At 48.0% G+C, this 18,236-nt stretch carries 14 protein-coding genes and 1 pseudogene; 13 read left to right on the forward strand and 2 right to left on the reverse strand.

The genetic code is table 11. The annotated features are described in order from the left end of the window. Positions 1-6: 6 nt before the first annotated feature. The 13 genes from J3B89_RS10315 (at position 7) to J3B89_RS10375 (ending at position 16,632) form a co-directional block, all read left to right on the forward strand. On the forward strand, positions 7-807 hold the full coding sequence (locus J3B89_RS10315) for a type VI secretion system accessory protein TagJ (protein ID WP_215397488.1): 801 nt from the start codon (positions 7-9) through the stop codon (positions 805-807). 20 nt (positions 808-827) lie between these two features. Then, the gene (gene tssE / locus J3B89_RS10320) at positions 828-1,319 is read left to right on the forward strand and encodes a type VI secretion system baseplate subunit TssE (RefSeq protein WP_215397489.1); all 492 of its coding nucleotides are present in this window, start codon (positions 828-830) and stop codon (positions 1,317-1,319) included. Further along, the gene (gene tssF, locus J3B89_RS10325) at positions 1,316-3,148 is read left to right on the forward strand and encodes a type VI secretion system baseplate subunit TssF (protein ID WP_215397490.1); all 1,833 of its coding nucleotides are present in this window, start codon (positions 1,316-1,318) and stop codon (positions 3,146-3,148) included. The genes tssE and tssF overlap by 4 nt, the downstream gene beginning before the upstream one ends. Beyond that, positions 3,145-4,149: a type VI secretion system baseplate subunit TssG gene (gene tssG / locus J3B89_RS10330; protein WP_215397491.1), complete on the forward strand. Its 1,005-nt coding sequence runs from the start codon at positions 3,145-3,147 to the stop codon at positions 4,147-4,149. Before tssF ends, tssG begins: the two co-directional genes overlap by 4 nt. Positions 4,150-4,169: 20 nt before the next feature. Then, the gene (gene tssH / locus J3B89_RS10335; RefSeq protein WP_215397492.1) at positions 4,170-6,767 is read left to right on the forward strand and encodes a type VI secretion system ATPase TssH; all 2,598 of its coding nucleotides are present in this window, start codon (positions 4,170-4,172) and stop codon (positions 6,765-6,767) included. A gap of 295 nt (positions 6,768-7,062) precedes the next feature. Next, positions 7,063-7,542 (forward strand): Hcp family type VI secretion system effector, encoded by a 480-nt coding sequence (locus J3B89_RS10340; protein ID WP_215397493.1) that lies wholly within the window; start codon positions 7,063-7,065, stop codon positions 7,540-7,542. A 90-nt stretch (positions 7,543-7,632) separates the two neighbouring features. Then, positions 7,633-9,447, forward strand: coding sequence for a type VI secretion system tip protein TssI/VgrG (gene tssI, locus J3B89_RS10345; RefSeq protein WP_215397494.1), 1,815 nt, complete (start codon positions 7,633-7,635; stop codon positions 9,445-9,447). A gap of 41 nt (positions 9,448-9,488) precedes the next feature. After that, entirely contained in the window at positions 9,489-9,782 is a 294-nt protein-coding gene (locus J3B89_RS10350; RefSeq protein WP_215397495.1) for a PAAR domain-containing protein, read from the forward strand. Between the two features lie 5 nt (positions 9,783-9,787). Further along, positions 9,788-10,849, forward strand: a complete 1,062-nt coding sequence (locus J3B89_RS10355; protein ID WP_215397496.1) for a hypothetical protein — start codon at positions 9,788-9,790, stop codon at positions 10,847-10,849. Positions 10,850-10,851: 2 nt separating this feature from the next. Then, positions 10,852-11,811 (forward strand): hypothetical protein, encoded by a 960-nt coding sequence (locus J3B89_RS10360; protein ID WP_215397497.1) that lies wholly within the window; start codon positions 10,852-10,854, stop codon positions 11,809-11,811. Between the two features lie 5 nt (positions 11,812-11,816). Beyond that, positions 11,817-15,815 carry a DUF8616 domain-containing protein gene (locus J3B89_RS10365; protein WP_215397498.1) on the forward strand — a complete coding sequence of 1,333 codons (3,999 nt, stop codon included), beginning with the start codon at positions 11,817-11,819 and terminating at the stop codon, positions 15,813-15,815. A 10-nt stretch (positions 15,816-15,825) separates the two neighbouring features. Continuing rightward, positions 15,826-16,224, forward strand: coding sequence for an SEL1-like repeat protein (locus J3B89_RS10370; RefSeq protein WP_215397499.1), 399 nt, complete (start codon positions 15,826-15,828; stop codon positions 16,222-16,224). Between the two features lie 138 nt (positions 16,225-16,362). Next, on the forward strand, positions 16,363-16,632 hold the full coding sequence (locus tag J3B89_RS10375; RefSeq protein WP_215397500.1) for a hypothetical protein: 270 nt from the start codon (positions 16,363-16,365) through the stop codon (positions 16,630-16,632). A gap of 29 nt (positions 16,633-16,661) precedes the next feature. Here J3B89_RS10375 and J3B89_RS10380 read toward each other — a convergent pair. Continuing rightward, positions 16,662-17,054 (reverse strand): annotated as a pseudogene (locus J3B89_RS10380) (MAPEG family protein). Between the two features lie 83 nt (positions 17,055-17,137). Next, positions 17,138-18,235, reverse strand: a complete 1,098-nt coding sequence (locus tag J3B89_RS10385) for a rhomboid family intramembrane serine protease (protein WP_215397501.1) — start codon at positions 18,233-18,235, stop codon at positions 17,138-17,140. Position 18,236: the final 1 nt, after the last annotated feature.

Consider the following 18,236-nt stretch of genomic DNA (forward strand, 5'->3'; position numbering starts at 1 on the left):
TTAACAGTGAAACAATTACAGACATTAATAAAACAGGGTGAATTAATTGCAGCCACCGAGCGGGCAATGCAACTGTTACGGGATGATCCGGCCAATGCCGATGTGCGGGCAGTTTATATTGAGCTGTTATGTATTCAGGGCGCGCTGGAAAAAGCCGATCAGCAACTGGATATGATGGTGCGCCAGCACCCTGATTTTCTGGTGGGGGCCGTTAATTTACGTCAGTTGATCCGTGCGGCTTCGGCAAGGCATGACTTTTATAACGGCGGTATGACAGCAACGCTGTTTGGCGAGCCGGATGCGATGTTTGAAGCATTACTATCGCTGCGTCTGGCGTTAAAAGAGCAGGATACCGATGCAGCAGTTAAGGCTGCAAACACACTGGAAAGTCTACGTGGTGCAGTTGCACTGGATATCAATGGTGAAACAGCGACAGATGTGCGTGATCTGGACGACAGCCTGGCAGGTTATCTGGAGCTGTTTGGAACAGACGGCCAATACTATCTGGCTAAATTCAGTGAAATTGACAGCTTGCAGCTGAAAAAGCCGGAGTCCTTGCTGGATACTGTTTGGCGTCGTGCAGAAATTGCGATTAAAAACGGCCCGCAAGGCGAGGTTTTTGTGCCGGTAACTTATGTTGACAGCTTAAAGGTATCAGAGCGGCTGGGTAAGGATACGAACTGGCAGCAGCATCATGAGCAACTGGTTACCGGCACAGGCCAGAAGATGTTGCTGGTTGGTGATGAAGCGCTGACTTTAACTGAGATCCGTCAGTTGTCACTGTCGTCCTCTGCAGTTACGGCCTGAGCGGGTTCGGAGCTAACCTGGTGAAAGTGCATCACAAACAACCGCTGCAGCAATCACTACTTGATCGTTTGATTGACGACACGCCGGGGCAGAAAGACAGTGGCCGCAGCCGGCGCGGGTTTGATTTAAAAGCCTTGCGCCAGAGTGTACGGCGCGATTTGGAGAATTTGCTCAACAGCAGAGTGCAGTGGCATACCTGGCCTGACAGTTACACCGAGCTGCCGCAAAGCCTGCTGAATTATGGCCTGCCGGATTTTTCTGTGATGGTTGTTGATTCAGATGAAGGCCGTTTGCAGTTATGCCGTGCGGTAGAGCAAACCATTCGCCGGTTTGAACCGCGCTTTGTTGACGTTGAAGTCTCAGTGCCAGAGCAGGAGCATGGCATGGAGCGCGTACTTAAACTGCGTATTCAGGCGTTGTTATATGCAGATCCTGAGCCGGAACACATTATGTTTGATTCAGAAGTAGAACCGGTACATCTGGGGCTGACAATCAGGGATTATCAGGCATGAATGATGAATTATTAAAGTATTACAATCGTGAACTGACTTATATCCGTCGTATGGGCGCTGAGTTTGCTGAGCAGTACCCAAAAATTGCCGGCCGTTTACGTATCAGCGAAGAGAATGTTGAAGACCCACACGTATCCCGCCTGATTGAAGGTTTTGCGCTGTTAACGGCACAAATTCGCCAGAAGCTGGATGACAGCTTTCCGGAGTTGACGGATGCGTTGCTCGGCCAGTTATATCCGGATTATCAGGCGCCCATACCGTCAACCTCAGTATTAAAACTGACCAGCCAGAACCTGTCGAACTCTGGTATTACTGTAAAGCGGGGTACTGAATTTGAAACCCGTACCGATGGTTTAAAACCCTGTACATTTCAGGCTTGCTACGATACTGATGTCTGGCCATTAAATGTGGTTGCTGCCGAATTTAAAAATACGCCATTTCATGCACCAAAGCCGCCGGTACAGCAAAGCGCTAAAGCCTTATTAAAGCTGCAACTGGCGTGTGAATTTGAAAATACCGCTATGCACGAGCTGGAAGTGCCGGTATTACGCTTTTATTTAAATGGTCAGCGCCATCATGTTTATCGCTTATACGAGCTGTTGTTAAGCAAACTGCTCTCTGTCGGCATTGCACCAGCCGGTAAACCAGAGGCCATAAAATTTTTATCTGCTGCTCAGTTACAGGCAGTGGGTTTTGCTGATGAACATCAGGTAGTGCCTTACAGCCAGCGTAGCTTTGCCGGTTATCGTTTACTGATAGAACAGTTTTTATGCCCGGAGAAGTTTTTATTTGTTGAGCTGCAACAGCTTGATCCGGCCTGGCCAGGTATTGACGATAAGTTTGAGTTGTATTTTTATCTCTCCGAAGGCGCAGAAGAGCTGGAACGGCACATTACTGCCGACAGTATGCTGCTTAGCTGTACACCGGTAATAAACTTATTCAGCCAGAAGCTGGAGCCGGTAAACCTGGATGCTTCGCAGTATGAGTACCGTCTGGTGCCCCGTTATCTTGATGCCGATGTGTGCGAAGTGATCCGCATTGAGCAGGTACAAGCGTTTGACCCTTTTGGCAACGAAGTCACACTTAACCCTTATTACAGCCAGGGCCACCCGGATTATCTGCAACAACAGGATATGTTCTGGCACAGCAGACGGGAATTTGCCGACTGGGCCGGAGGTTATTCTGAAACCGGTACAGAAATGTATTTGTCGGTGGTAGACCGTAAATTTAACGGTGTAAATGCTACCGACACACCAAAAGACTGGGTGGTGCAGGTGCAGGCGTTGTGCAGCAACCGTAATTTACCGGCCTATTTACCTTTTGGTGGCGGCGAACCACGTTTTTTAATCCGCAAACATGCTGATGTCATCAAAGAAGTGCGTTGCTTACATGCACCGACCCCCAGTGTGCGCCCGGCACTTCAGGAAGCCAGCCGCTGGCAGTTGGTGAACCATTTAACCCTGAACCATTTTACTGGCGATGATGCGTTAATCCGGTTGAAAGAAACGCTGCAGTTATATGATTTTCGTTGTACGCCGGAATCTAAAGCGCTTATCGATGGTATTTGTGGCCTGCGGATCAGCACCGGTACTGCCAGAGTAAGCCATAATGGCCGGGTTGCGGTATGTAGCGGCAGTGACATTTTGCTGGAGTTTACCCAGTCATCTTATGCCGGCAGTGGTATTTACTTTTTTGCCAATATTCTGGATGTGTTTTTCGCGCAGTACGCCACTGTCAATAGCTACACCAGATTAAGCGTAAAGCTGAAAGAACATGAACAGCTATATCATCGCTGGCCAGCGCGTTCTGGCTCTAAGGTGCTGCTGTGAAGCTGGAGCAGCTAACCACTAATCCGTCAGAGTTTGATTTCTATCAGGCGGTATACTCACTGGAGCGCCAGTTTGGCAGTGAGCAAAAGCGCTGGCAGGGGATTGGCCGCGATGGTTTTCCCAAACAGGAGTTAGTGCGTTTTAAAAGTGTGCAGCATTTAGGGTTTCCCGGCCAGCCGATTATAAAGGTTGAACCGCGCACCGCGGAAAAACTGCACAGCGGTGTTCAGGCTGTTGCTATGCAAGTTAGTTTTCTTGGGTTAACCGGCCCCAGCGGAGTATTACCACAACACTATACGGAAATGGTACTGCAGCGTTTGAAGCAGCGCGATAAAACTATGCGCGACTTTTTTGATCTGTTTAATCACCGGCTTATTTCGTTGTACTACCGGGCCTGGGAAAAATACCGTTTTGCCTGTCAGTATGAAATTGCGCCGCCAGAGCAAGACAGTTTCAGTCTGGTACTAAAAACCCTGTCTGGCGCGCGTAAAACACTTGGTTTGTATTATGCGGGGGCTTTTAGCCAGCACAATCGCAGTGCGCAGCAGCTAACACAAATTCTGACCGAGCTATTAAAAACTAAAGTAGAGCTGGAACCCTTAAAGGGCCGCTGGCTTACCTTGGGTAAAGATGAGCAAAGCCGGCTGGCGATGAAATTTCTGCCACAGGGCCAGCACGCCGGCCTTGGTCAGTCAGCAATGCTTGGCAGCCGGGTGTGGGATGTCAGTTCTGCTATTGAACTTGTTATCACTGTACCGCCAGGGCGTGGTGATCAACTGTTACCCGGCAGTTATCAGCATCTGCTGATCAGCAGCGTACTGGCCGATTTTCTGCCAGCGGCGCTTAAAGTACGGGTTACGCTGCTAGGTAAGCATCAGGATTTTCCTACCGCGCAGTTAGGCAAGCGTCAGCTTTGCCTGGGCCAAAGTGGCAGTCTGGCTGTCAGAACTTCAATACAACATCAGATGACCCGGCTTAGCTATCAGCTGGCCCGGGCCTAGTTAATGCACAGGAAGCAATTATGTCTACTACCACGTTAAAAAGTCTGGTTGAAAAACTTAACTCTGCCAGCCGCCAATCACTGGAGGCGGCAACAGCACGTTGTCAGTCCCGCTCGCATTACAGTGTTGAGATAGAGCACTGGCTGGATGCCATGCTGGAGCAAGGCGATGGTGATCTGCAATTGTTATTGCGCAGTTTTGCTATTAATACCGATACAGTAAAACTGCAATTGCAACAGGCGCTGGAGCAGATGAAAACCGGTAATAACGGTTTACCCAGTATTTCAGTACAGCTGATTAACCTGTTACGTACCAGTTGGCTTAGCACCACTATTGAATTTGCCGATCAGCAGATCCGCTCTGCTTATATCATTTATACCCTGCTTAAAGATGACAGCATGGCGGCGCTGTTAAGCCGTCGTGTTCCGGCGCTGGATAAACTGGATGCCGCTGAGCTGCTGCGGGTATGGCCGGAGCTGGCCAAGCAAAGCGGCGAGCAGCAAAATGCAGCTGCGGCATCAGCCAAAGTGACAGGCGGTAAAACACCATCATTGGATCAGTTCACTACCGATCTTACTGCCCAGGCCCGGGCCGGTAAAATTGACCCTATTGTCGGGCGTGATTATGAAATTCGCCAGATGATCGATATTTTAACCCGGCGCCGGCAAAATAACCCGATCCTGACCGGTGAAGCCGGTGTAGGTAAAACCGCTGTGGTTGAGGGCTTAGCGCTTAAGATTGCTGCCGGTGAAGTGCCGGATAAACTTAAAAATATCAGCTTACGGGTGCTGGATCTGGCATTACTGCAGGCTGGTGCCGGTATGAAAGGTGAATTTGAAAACCGGCTGAAAAACGTGATTAAAGAAGTAAACAGCTCTGCCTCGCCGGTTATTCTGTTTATTGATGAAGCTCATACCATGATAGGCAGCGGTGGGCAGGCAGGGCAGAACGATGCTGCCAATCTGTTAAAACCGGCACTGGCCCGTGGTGAGCTGCGTACTATTGCTGCCACGACCTGGGCTGAATATAAAAAGTACTTTGAAAAAGATGCCGCCCTGGCAAGACGTTTTCAGGTGGTTAAAGTAGAAGAACCAACCCCGGCACTGGCTGCCATTATGATGCGCGGTTTGTTGCCGGTAATGGAGCAGCACCATGGTGTATCAATAACAGAGCAGGCTTTGCAGGCTGCCGTTAACTTATCGCATCGTTATATCAATGGTCGTCAGTTACCGGACAAAGCCGTAGGTTTGCTTGACACCGCCTGCGCCCGCGTTGCTATGAGCCAGGATGCAATACCCGGCCCGGTAGAAGATCAGCAGCGTAAAGCAGCACAACTGCAACAGGAAATCACGGTATTAAAACGCGAGCAATGTCTGGGCGTGGATCATGCCGAAGCACTGCAGACGCTTGAAGAAAAATCGCAGCAGGCACAACAGCAACTGGAGCAGCTACAGCAAGACTGGCAGCAACAAAAAACGCTGGTAGCTGAAGCAAGAGACTTAGCACAGCAACTAACTGCTGAGCCGCAAGCTGAGCACTCGCCGTTATTACAGCGTTTACTGCAAATAAAAGCCGATTTTGCGGCTATTACCGACGCCATGGTGCACTGGCAGGTAACAGAAGAATTAATTGCTGAAGTGGTATCAGACTGGACGGGCATTCCACTGGGTAAAATGCAGGCTGATGAAATTAATACCGTATTAGCGCTCAATACCTTTTTACAGCAAAGGGTAGTAGGGCAAGATCATGCGCTTGAACTTATCGCCCGCACCGTGCAGACATCCCGTGCACAGCTGGCCGATGAAAATAAACCCAACGGTATTTTTCTGCTTACCGGCCCAAGTGGGGTAGGTAAAACAGAAACCGCGCTGGCGCTGGCTGAGCAGGTTTACGGCAGTGAAGAGCAGCTTACTGTAATTAACATGTCAGAGTTTAAAGAAGAGCATAAGGTGTCGTTATTGCTTGGCTCTCCACCTGGCTATGTCGGTTACGGCGAAGGTGGTGTGTTAACTGAAGCGGTGCGGCGCAAACCGTACAGTGTGATCCTGCTGGATGAAATGGAAAAGGCCCATCCCGGGGTGCAGGACATCTTTTATCAGGTGTTTGATAAAGGCACGATTAAAGATGGCGAAGGCCGGGATATCGACTTTAAAAATACCATCATCATTATGACGTCGAATGTCGGTACTGATACAACTATGCGCTTGTTTGAAGATCCCGATACCGCGCCCTCGACAGAAGGGTTAGCTAAAGCACTTAAAGATGATTTGTTAAAAGTATTTAAACCCGCCTTTCTTGGCCGGTTAAATCTGATCCCCTATCTGCCGCTTGATAATGACAAGTTAGCTTTGATTACCGGCTTACAGCTAAAACGGATTGAAAAGCGTCTGCAACAACATTACCGCGCTCAGTTCAGTTATAGCCCGCAAGTTACTGAGCTTATTGTCAGCCAGTGTCAGGACGCAGGATCAGGGGCCCGTACTATCCATAATATTCTGCAGAATCAGTTGCTGCCTGAGCTTTCAGTGCGCATTTTACAGCGTGTGGCACAGCAACAGCCGGTTGCAGTAATTGAGTTGAATGTAGCCGATGGCGTGTTCAGTTACGCCGTAAATTAATATTTTGCTACCTGTTGTGGGTATCTAAGTTATTGGTAGCAAAGAAAAGTTAAAAATTAGCGTTAAAAATGGTTAATTTGCTGTTGTCAATATTTCATTTGGCGATATAATTTGTGAAGTTTAAAAACTTACTGGCGATGTTTAATGTTTTTGTAATAACACTAAATACATATTGAGTGATTATTATATAAAATTTGTGGTAGTTTTTAACGTTTTGTCCGGGTCGATTCGTCACCCAGGCTAACCTTGATGTCCAATGTTGGACACCTGTTTAAATATGCAAAAGGAGCATAGCATGCAAGCAAATACCTACCTGAAATACGGCGCGATCAAAGGCGAAACAACCGCTGAAGAGTTTAAGGATATGATCACTGTGTTATCTATGGACTGGGGCACTCAGCGTGAACTGAGCTCATTCACTGGTACTGCAATGGATCGTGAAGCCAGCGCTACCCGTTTAAATGATATCGTTATTACTAAACTGCAGGATAAAGCGTCTCCGGATCTGTTCAAAGAAGCCACTATCGGTAAAGGTCAGAAAGCTGTATTCCACATCACCAAGCAAGGCGATAAAGTGGAAGAAATCATGAAGATTGAACTGACTGACGCCATGATCAGCAGCTATCAGATGTCAGTATCTGGTGATCGTCCAACTGAAACTATCGTTATCAGCTACACCGAACTGATGATGACTGTTACTCCGACAGACGACAAAAACAACGTTACTGCACCGTTGGTATACGGCTACAGCGGCGTTAAAGGTTCTAAGCTGTAAGCTGACCTGGCTGGTGTGGTTTAACACACCAGCTTTTCTACCTGCTTTTTTACCAATCATCTTTTATTAGTAACCAGTTGAGGCGAATGGATGCAACAGGCAACCCAGGACGAGAACAGCATCAAAATTGATACGCCGCTTGGCAAAGATGCACTGATTTTAACCCGGTTTGTATACAATGAAGCATTGTCGCAATTGTTCAATGTTAATGCTGAAGTGTATGGCAATGGCCGCGAAATTAAGCCAGATGAGCTGATCGGTAAAGAAGTAACTATTACACTGGAGTTAGGCGGCAACAAACAGCGTTATATTCATGCCGTGGTAGCCGATGTGGCAGCTCTTGGCAGCCGGGTTAACAAAGATGCCGCTGAGGCGGAATACCGCGATTACAGCCTGCATTTGGTTGCCAGTGCCTGGTATATGCAACATCGCGTCAATAGCCGTATTTTCAGAGCTAAGAACGTGCTGAAAATTGTCGAGCAAATCGCGGGTGAGCACAGCGTAAAAGTGGATGTTGCTGCAAAAATTCAGGGCAGTTACCCCGATTACGACTTTAAAGTGCAGTATGAAGAAAGTGACTGGGACTTTATTCAGCGTTTATTGCAGCAAGAAGGTATCTTTTATTATTTTGATCACACTCAAAGCAGCCACAAGCTGATTTTAGCGGATAAAGCTACGGCTTATGAACCCTGTGCTGAGGCTCAGGTTAAGTTTCACAGTGGCAGCTTATCTGAGCCACATATCCATCAATGGCAAAAAGCGTTGATAATGGCACCTGGCAAGTATGTACAGCGTGGTTATGATCTGAAAAAGCCAACCGCACTTCCCACCGGTGAAGCTAATAAAGGGCAACTGGTATCAGGCCATGCCAATTATGAAGTGTTTAGTTATGAGGCTGAATCAGACTTTCATCTGCGGGTGAAGAGCATCGCTGATATTCGTCTTGAAGCATTACAGCGTGATATCGAGCGGCGTAAAGGTAGCAGCAACTGCCGCACATTCAGTATTGGCAAAACCTTTACCTTATCTGAGCATGAAGACAAAGCCGAAGCCGGTAAACAGTATGTGCTGACCGAAGTGATTCTGACTGCTGAAATTGCCAGCCAGACCGGGGCCAGTAAGTCTGCCAAACAGCAAATAAGTAATAGCTTTTATTGCGTACCAAAAGAGGTTGCTTACCGGCCAAGGCTGACTGCAAACAAGCCGGTGATCACCGGTGTACAAAGTGCTACCGTTACCTGTAAGGGCGCAGAGGAGATTTCAGTCGACGAACTTGGCCGCATTACGGTGAAATTTCACTGGGACCGCAGCGATATTAAAGATAATGAAAGCTCATGCCCCATTCGTGTTAGCCAGAACTGGGCTGGTAAAAACTGGGGGGCTTTTTTCTTCCCGCGCCGTGATCAGGAAGTGTTAGTTGAATTTTTAAACGGCGATCCGGATCAGCCTATCGTTATTGGTGCTGTATACAACTCAGATCATATGCCGCCTTATGCATTACCGGACGATAAAACCCAAAGCGGTATTAAAACCCGTTCCAGTAAAGGGGGCGGTGCGGCAAACTTTAACGAACTGCGTTTTGAAGATAAAAAAGGCGAAGAGCTGTTATACCTGCATGCAGAAAAAGATTTTGAGCTACAGGTAGAGAATAACCAAACCGATATGGTCGGCAATGATCGTCTGACCACGGTAAAAGGCAATGATACTGAAACAGTAAATAAAGACCGTAAAAATACTGTTGATGGTAGCGATAGCCTTAAAGTGGGTAAAAAACTGCTGATTGATGCCGGTGATGCTATCACCATTAAAACCGGCGCGGCGTCTATTTCAATGAAAAGCGACGGCTCTATTGATATCAAAGGCGTTAATATCACCATTAAAGGCAGTAAAGTCAGTATTAACTAAGCGGCGTTATTGCTCTGCTTCGCCAGACAGGATAAGACAAAATGGCCAAACCCGCAGCGGTAATAGGTTGCATGCATGTTTGCCCTAAGGTAGATCCGGGGCCTAAACCGCACATTGGCGGGCCGGTAATACAAGGCTCACCTGATGTGTCTGTTTGTGGTATTCCGGCGGCACGTAAAGGCGATAAACTGGTCTGTATTGGTCCGCCGGATACTATTAGTGGCGGATCTGCGACGGTTTTTATCAATGGTAAAAATGCTGCCAGACTGGGCGACGATACCGAACACGGCGGCAAAATTGTCGTAGGTGTGCCTAGCGTATTTATTGGTGGTTAGCGGCTATGATACAGGCTGAAAGCCTACTAGAGCAGGCACATTTACTGATTAACCAGCGTTTACAACTGGTGCAAAGCCGCTACACCGGTGTAGAGCAGTTGCGCGCACATGACTATCAGTTGCTTGATTGTCTGAAACTGCTATCTGCAATCCCTGCTGTTGCCGGTAAAGCACTACCGCAATGGCTGCAGTGGCTGCAAGCTCAGGCACCGGCTACTGCACTTAATGTTAATGATACCCGCAGTTTTATACAGCCAGAGCAAGCCCGGCTTCTGCTGAGCCAGATAAAATGGCGCAGGGGCTTTGACCAGGATATTGCTGTCGGCGATATAACATTGGTAAAACAGCAAGTTTTAGCAGGCAGCGATATTGACTGGCGGTTAGCCTCTTATGTTGGGTTAAAGTTAAACCCGCTGACAGCAGATACCGTGTTGAGCTCTGAGGCACTGTGGTATCTGGCAACTAGTGCACAAACGAACTTGTTAAGTGAGCTAATAGCACGGCGTAGTACTCTGGCTGCAGATCACCCTTTAGTTGTACATTGCATGCTGGCCGAGTACGTATTAGGCCAACGTACGCAAGAGGATGCTTTGGTAAGCCGGCTAAGTGCGCAGCAAGAACTGACTACACCGGCATTAATGCTGTTAATTGCTGGCGCTTCTGATGCAGTGCAGGCAAAAATTATTAACCAACTGGCCGGTAATACCACAACACTGGCGTATGCCGTTGCAGCTATGGGGTACAGCGGCCAGTTGAAGTTTGTACCGCTATTAGCTGAGCTGTCACAGCAGGATGGGGTAAATGACATTGCAGCAGATGCTCTGGCTATGCTGCTGGGGGTAATAGAAAGTGACAGCTTGCTGTCTGACCGGGTTGCGCTGGCTCAGTTTCAGCTTAAACCGCACTGTGCCCGTCAGCTTGCCGGTGCCAGCATTAGCGATTTACAGCTTAGTGCGGTTTGGCGCTTTGGTAATACGCAGCAACGGCAGCTTGCAGCCTGCTATCGTAGCCTGGCTGCGCCCGCAACAGAACTGCTTGCTACCGATATGCTGCTGGGGGCTAACTGATCATGTCGGGTGCAGCCTTTTGTATTCAGCAACAAGCCATGACTTTGGGGTACGGCAGCGATACGCAAGCTGCGGCGGTATTGCAAGTGTTACCGCCTGAGCCGCGTTATCTGGATTGGCGTGGTGAGATGTTACCGGCAGCCTTTTTATTTGCGCCTGTGCCAGAACAGCAATTGAGTGACCGTTTACTGGATGTGCTGGCAAAGTTGCAACAGCAACTTGATGGCGCATTAAATAATCAAACCGTGTATTTGATTTTGCCGGAATACACCGAGCCGGATAGCAGCACACTTAATACTTTGCTACAACAACTCATGCGCCGCTTTCCGGGGTTGTTACAATCAGATTCTTGCCGGGTATTTCCGCATGGTAGTGCCGGGGTATTAATGGCACTAAATGCCGCACAGCAGCATATTTCAACACAAGGCAACGGGCCGGTATGGCTGGTGGCCGCAGATTCAATGGCCCAGACGTCGGTACTTGATGCATACGCCAAAGGTGAGCGAAATGGTGTGCCATCAGAAGGCGCTATTGCATTGTGTTTAGCCGGTTGCCACAGCGGAGTAACGCTGCAATTTAGTGCCACCGACGCCCAGCCTGCGACAACAGTGCAAAGCGCAGTGGCAGCGTTGTTTTTACAATTGGCAGCAAAGTTGAAAACGCCGCTTAAGCAGTTGTATTTTCCTGACAGCGGCGACTCGCAGGTAACAGAGCAATGGCTGGAACAATATCAGCACTTGCATGGTGTGGTTGATAGCGAAACCAGGCTGATATTTCCCTCTTATGCTACCGGAGAACTGGGCGCTTGCGGTGGTTTATACCGGTTGTGGCATGTGATGCAAGCTTATGAGCAAGGCCGTATTACCGGTCAGACAGCACAATGTGAGTTGTCGGCACGATTATTTAGGGCTGTTGCGGTATTTGCCTCTGCAGAAGCGGGATTGGATAACAAGGATGTGTAACTAACATGGCTATACAATCAACCGAACTTAAAAGCCGCTACGGTACAATGTGGCTGTTTAGCACGGCTAAAACGTCAGCAAAGGGCGCATTGCAGAGTTTTGCCGGCGTCGTAGATGCTGCCGCCTTTCTGCAAAAGGAATTTCCTGATTCTGCCACCTCGGGTGGCGGTATTACGCAGGTGTATCAGTGGATTACCGGCGCGGCTGCTAATTTACGGGTACTTAGTAACAAAGATAATTTGTACCGGACGTTGGCCGAAGCAATACAAGACGGGAAGTTATTCGTTTTCGCTCTGCCAGAGACAAAACCTGATATTGCCGGAGCCTCTGCTGCACCGGCACCACGTAAAGAAGCCAAGGCTGCTAACCCTGGCGGTGCCAGCAATAAAGTGGCCAGTTCAGATACGAAAAGTGCAGTAAATAGTCAAAGTGGCAGTAATGCCAGTGGCACAAACACACCGGACACGGCCAATGTAGCGCTTTGTGGCGATCCGGTATCAATGTGTACCGGAGAGGAAATTCTTGAACTGCAGGATTTTGAGCTGCCGGGCCCATTACCACTGGCATTTAAACGTACTTACCGCTCCAGCCAGAGCCATGAGAATATCGGTTTGGGCTTTGGCTGGCGCAGTAACTTTCATTTGCAAATAGTCAGCACCGAAAATGAGCAGGGAGAGTTGCAACTGGTATTGCATGATGATGAAGGCCGCCGCTTGCCTTTTACCCCGGTTGCTGCAGGGCAAACCAGTTATCAGCTAAGTGAGGGGCTGTCGCTGCGCCACGAAGAAAATGGCAGCCAGGTGTTGCTGCGGCCGGATAATACACATTGGGTATTTTTACCTGTACGCTTGGATAACAACAAAACTGCACGCTGGGCGCTGCATCAGGTATTTGACAGCCTGGGCAATTATTTACAGCTGTATTATGACCGTTTTAACCGCTTAAGCCGGATTGATTACACCCGCAAACGCGGTATTGAACTTTACTACAATGCTGCCGGCCAGTTAAGCCATATTGAGGCAGTAGAGCAAACAAACGAAGGGCTTAAACCGCTTGGTGTTGTGCTGGCCCGTTATCACTATGACGAGCAGCATGATTTAATCAGCGCAACGGAACAGGCCGGCCAAACCGAACATTACGCCTACAAAAACCATTTGCTGGCTGTGCGCCAGCGAGCCAGTGGTTTTAAGCATTATTTCAGTTGGCAGGGCGAAGGCCCGTCAGCACGTTGTAGTCGCAACTGGGGTGATGACGGTTACTACGATTACCGCTTTGAGTACGATGACAGCCAGCGGCTGACTACCAGTACAGACAGCCGTGGCCAGCGCTGGCAGTATTTTCATAACGAGCGTAACCAGCTGATTAAAAAAGTGGCACCGGATGGCGCCACCTGGTTGTACAGCTGGAACAGCTTAGGTAAAAAAAATGCAGAAACCGCGCCTGATGGCGGTGTTACCCGCTACTACTTTAATGAGCAGGGGCAACTGATCACCGTTGAACAGCCTGACGGTGCTATCAGCCACTTTCAATATAATGAACTGGGCCAGCGCTGCGGGTATACCGATGCTGAGGGGCGTAGCTGGTTACGTGATTACACCGCAGGCGGTTTGCTCAGGGCCGAAACCCGCCCGGATGGCAGCATCAGCCGATATCAGTACAATCAGGATGGCCAGTTGGTGCAATTACAACACGCTGACGGTCGGCTTGAGCAATTTTTATGGAATGATGAAGGCCAGTTGCTGGCGCGTAAACAAGGTGATGCACTAAGCCGCTTCAGTTACGACAAGCTTGGCCGGTTAAATGGCATGATAGATGCTGCGGCTTTAGTTACCGAGTATCAGCGTAATGACGCAGGTAAAATAATCAGTAAGCGCCAGTACCCGGAGCAACAGCCCGAGCTGGCCGTTACCGAGCAGTTCAGCTATGACGCTGCAGGGCGGTTGATAAGTCAGCACAATGCAGCTAATCAGCAAACGCAGTGGCTGTACGAAGGTTTAAGCCAGCCTGCGAAGCAAGTATTGCCTGACGGCAGTGCTTTATTTTACGAATATGATAAAGAGCGCAACCTAACGGCAATAATGCGCAGCGACGGCGCACGTTATCAACTGGATTACGACGGCCAGGAGCGGCCGGTAAAACTGCAGGGTTTTGATGGCCGGGTGCAACAATATCAGTATGATATTTGCGGCCAGGTTAGCGCACTGCAAGATGGCAATAAACGCCAGCTAAGAGTAAAACGCGACAGCCGTGGCCGTATTATTGAGCAAACCGCGCTGTATGGCCAGCAGTTAAGCAGCAATCATTTTCATTATGACAAACTGGGCAGGCCACTGCGCGCCAGTAATGCGCAGCGTAAACTGCGCTTTGCCTATCATGCCAATGGCCAGTTAACTGAACATTGGCAAGACGACTGGCGCACCGTGCACCAGTATAACAATGCAGGCCTGCGCCAGAGCACATTATTACCTGATGGCACGGTACTGGATTATCGCTATAACGGGCATGGCCAGTTAGCGCAACTGGCGCTTAACCAGCTACCATTGCTATGGCGCAGTTTCGACCCTGCCGGGCGGGAAACAGTACGTGAATACAGCAGTGGTTTGCAGCTTAGCCAGCAGTTTGATGCGTTTAACCGGTTAACTTTCCAGCAGTGGCAAAGTACAAAGGTTAGCGAGGCAGTGCAGCGTCAATATAGCTACAGTGCTTTGCATCAGTTATTAAAAGTAACCGATAACCAGCGAGGCGATACTGAATATCAGTATAACAACCTCGACCAACTGGTAAGCAAAACGCACAGTAGTGATGCAAACCAAAACGAGCAACACCAGTGGGACAGTTTTGGTAACCCAAGTGGCGAAGGCGTTGAGGTTGAACACGACCGTTTATTACGTTATCACGATAAACAATATCAGTATGATGACAGTGGTAATCAGCTAACTGCTACCGGGTTGGGTAATCGCCAGCAGCGCGAATTTAACGGCTTTAACCAGTTAACGGCGTTAAATAGTGCCAGTTCGGTAACACGTTACGAATATGATGCCTTTGGCCGGCGCAGTGCCAAGATAACCGCCGCTGGCCGTACCGATTATCTCTGGGAAGGCAATACCCTAATTGGTGAATACTGCCAGGGTGAATTTAGCTGGTATATTTTTGAGCCAAATAGCAATAAGCCCCTGGCTTTAGTAAAACAGGGCCAGGTGTATTTTTACCAGTTGGACCAGCTTGGCACACCGCTTAGCCTGACCGACAGCGAAAACAATATCGTCTGGCAGGCACATTACAGTGTGTTTGGTAAAGCGACGGTTACGGTTAATAAAATTGACAACCCGCTCCGTTTTCAAGGCCAGTATTTTGATAGCGAAAGTGGCTTACATTACAACCACTTTCGCTACTACGATCCCGAGACCGGCCGTTTTATCAGCCAGGACCCAATAGGCCTGCTCGGCGGTATTAATCATTACCAGTATGCACCGAATCACATTAACTGGATTGACCCGTTGGGGTTGCGTTGTAAAGAAGCAGTTGCGGCTGCTCCCCAAGGACCTTTCCAGACTATACCGGAGAATTATGATCCGTTAACTGATACTTATACTGGTGTCGATATTAACTTGTTTTCATCGAATGAAAATATTCATAACTACGCAAAGAAGGTTAATAATACTGCATCGGTGTTAAGGGTGGGGGGGCACGGAGATCCAACACAGATTGTGGACAGTACAGGGTTGACAGTTTCAGCTAAGAAACTTGCATCTATGATAAAAGCTCATCCAAAATATCAGGACGGTATGATGGTAGATTTACTGTCTTGTAACACTGGTAAAGGAGAGAACAGTTATGCTCAACAGTTAGCTGAAGAGCTAGGTTCACCAGTGCGAGCGCCAGATGAATTTCTCTGGTATTACTCTGATGGAAAATTAGTTCCTATGGGGATGACTGATACTGGTGACATGGATATGTCTAAACCAGGGAAAATTCATACTTTTACGCCGAAAGGTACTAAATAGAACTATTCAAATGAAGTTATTTTTTTTGATTATTCTAGTAACAACAATGACTGGATTTGACGCGAGAAGTCAAGAGGATATGAATGTGGCTACGTCTACAGGAAGTACTTTTTTTATTGATACAGACGAACTCCCAAAACTAATCTCTGCAGCGCAAAATGGAGAGTTATTTGCAGCTGTAAGACTTTATAAGTACTATAAATTTTCGATCATGGATAGTGAGAAAGCCTTTATTTGGTTAACTAATGCAGCAGAACTTGGCGATAAGGTAAGTCAATATAACTTGGCTTCTTTTTATCTCCAGAATGGTCAAGCAGAGCTCGCTGAAGAATGGGCTTTAAGGGCATTTGATAATGGCCTTGCAGAAGCGTCCGAGTTACTGGATGAAATAAGTAATAAGCAGAAATAGTTAGCAATTTAGATATTCTGGGGCAGCACTCAGCGCCTTTTAGCGGAAGGCATCAAAATTAGTTGATTACTACTTGGGCCAAATGGTGAATGGATTCCCATTAGGGAGTTTTCATAACAGTTAAATGGGAAGTCAACTTTGGCAGATATTAAAGCGCCAACGGAAGTATTGTCTATCAAAGCCCCCATGGGCGAAGTATTGGAAGTAGCCAACGCTCATTTTAACCTGCAAGGTTTTGAATTAACCGGCTATGACATAATATTAATGGCTAGCGAACACACTTGGATTGTTTATTACCAACCGTTTGACCATCCGCGCGGCCAAAGGGGAAGCGCTGATAAAAAAGGTTATACGGTGGAAGTTGATAAAATAACTAACAAGGTGATTAACGCTTATTACTCCAGATAGCAGAATTGTTACCTGGGTTCTGCGCTTACTTATACCAACACCGCCCGTCCTGCGATGCTAAACGCTAATATCATACCCAAAGCCCATACTGTTGATCTGAGCGTGGCGTAGTCCAGCCAGTAGCACACTAAATAGGCTAGGCGGCTTGCAACAAATAATCAGCCCAGCGTTACTGTGGTGTTATCGGCAGTGCCGGTGGCAACTACTATAATGATGGCTGCGGCGTAAACGAGCAGCGCCTCAAAACTATTGTAATGCGCGGCGTTGGCACGCTGACCAAAGCCTTTTAATGCAGCTTGCTGTGCTCTTGGGTTGTGATTGTCATAACCACCGGATTTTTGCATAGCAAAAGCCAGCGGAGCTTTAGCCAGATAGGGCAGTAACATGGTAATAAACAGGCTGAGTAATAATGAATCGAGCATAACTAACCCCTTGGTTGATGCCGTGCAAACAGAAAATAGATTAACAAAAGGCAGCCAGTTTGGCTGCCTTGCGTATTTTAATGCTAGCGCAGTATTCTGGCTTCAGGCCGTTGCAGCAGTTGCAATATTGGGTTTTGTGCCAGTACTTTTGCTTTTAGCATAACCCCTACAACTATACCTGTCGCCAGGCCGCCTAAATGCGCCCAGTATGCCACGCTTAAATCTTCAGATAACAAACCCAAAATATTCAGCGCGGCCCAGATAGCAAAGTACCAGGCCGGATTAAGCTTCTTCTGCCAGACAATAAACATAAATGTCAGGCTGGCGTGGCGGAACCACAGTAAGTACATGCCGAAAAGACCGGCAACGGCACCACTGGCACCTACCATTAATAAGTCGCGATCTGCCAGATAGCACATCAGCATTTCTACTAATGCGGCAACGACACCACAAAGCAGATAAACGCCAAGAAATTTCCACGGCCCTAATACATCTTCCAGGTTATCGCCGATAATCCACAGAAAATACATATTACCAGCCAGATGTATTAAGCCGCCATGTAAAAACTGATAGCTGAGTAGTGTCCACCATTGCTGACCTTCCAGTATCGGGATCGAATCCAGCGCGAAATGAACAAATACCCATTCTGTGCTGGTATCGTTAAAACCATAGAGCACAAAAATGACAATGTTCAGTGCCAGCAGCGCCCACGTCATCACGGGTGTGCGGTGCGGTTTTATATTGTACTCTTTTGGCATCTGGGTGAAAAACTGAAACAACCAGCTTTTAGTACACACCTTTTGATTTAGCTGGGCTAGTGCCACCTGTAATTTAGGTGCTGCCAGTACTTGCTCGGCTTCATCACCGTCAACCCAAATACCTTTACAGCTGCCGCATTTATCTACCGTAACCTGGTAGTCTTTAAGCAAGTGAAATTGTTGCATGCTCTGATTGCAGCGATGGCAATGGTATTGATGTTGCTCCAGTTTTTCACCAAAGCTTTGTTTTATGCAGTATGGATCGGTCAGTTCACTACTGTGTGCTATAGCGTCGCTTAATTCTTTATCGTCAAACCAAAGGCCGTTACAACGCTGGCAACGGTCAACCTGCTGGCCATGCAGTTCGATAGTTTGCAGGCTTTGCTCCTGACAGCACGGGCAGTACAATTGCGCTTTGGTCATA

The sequence above is a fragment of the Rheinheimera oceanensis genome (assembly GCF_018831085.1).
In the GTDB taxonomy this organism is placed as follows: Bacteria; Pseudomonadota; Gammaproteobacteria; order Enterobacterales; family Alteromonadaceae; genus Alishewanella; species Alishewanella oceanensis.

Bases quoted from the DNA above. Each gene is read 5' to 3' on its own strand.
- J3B89_RS10355 (WP_215397496.1), top strand. From the start codon at position 9,788: ATGATACAGGCTGAAAGCCTACTAGAGCAGGCACATTTACTGATTAAC.
- tssH (WP_215397492.1), top strand. From the start codon at position 4,170: ATGTCTACTACCACGTTAAAAAGTCTGGTTGAAAAACTTAACTCTGCC.
- tssF (WP_215397490.1), top strand. From the start codon at position 1,316: ATGAATGATGAATTATTAAAGTATTACAATCGTGAACTGACTTATATC.
- tssI (WP_215397494.1), top strand. From the start codon at position 7,633: ATGCAACAGGCAACCCAGGACGAGAACAGCATCAAAATTGATACGCCG.
- J3B89_RS10350 (WP_215397495.1), top strand. From the start codon at position 9,489: ATGGCCAAACCCGCAGCGGTAATAGGTTGCATGCATGTTTGCCCTAAG.
- J3B89_RS10340 (WP_215397493.1), top strand. From the start codon at position 7,063: ATGCAAGCAAATACCTACCTGAAATACGGCGCGATCAAAGGCGAAACA.
- J3B89_RS10370 (WP_215397499.1), top strand. From the start codon at position 15,826: ATGAAGTTATTTTTTTTGATTATTCTAGTAACAACAATGACTGGATTT.
- J3B89_RS10360 (WP_215397497.1), top strand. From the start codon at position 10,852: ATGTCGGGTGCAGCCTTTTGTATTCAGCAACAAGCCATGACTTTGGGG.
- J3B89_RS10365 (WP_215397498.1), top strand. From the start codon at position 11,817: ATGGCTATACAATCAACCGAACTTAAAAGCCGCTACGGTACAATGTGG.
- J3B89_RS10385 (WP_215397501.1), bottom strand. From the start codon at position 18,235: ATGACCAAAGCGCAATTGTACTGCCCGTGCTGTCAGGAGCAAAGCCTG.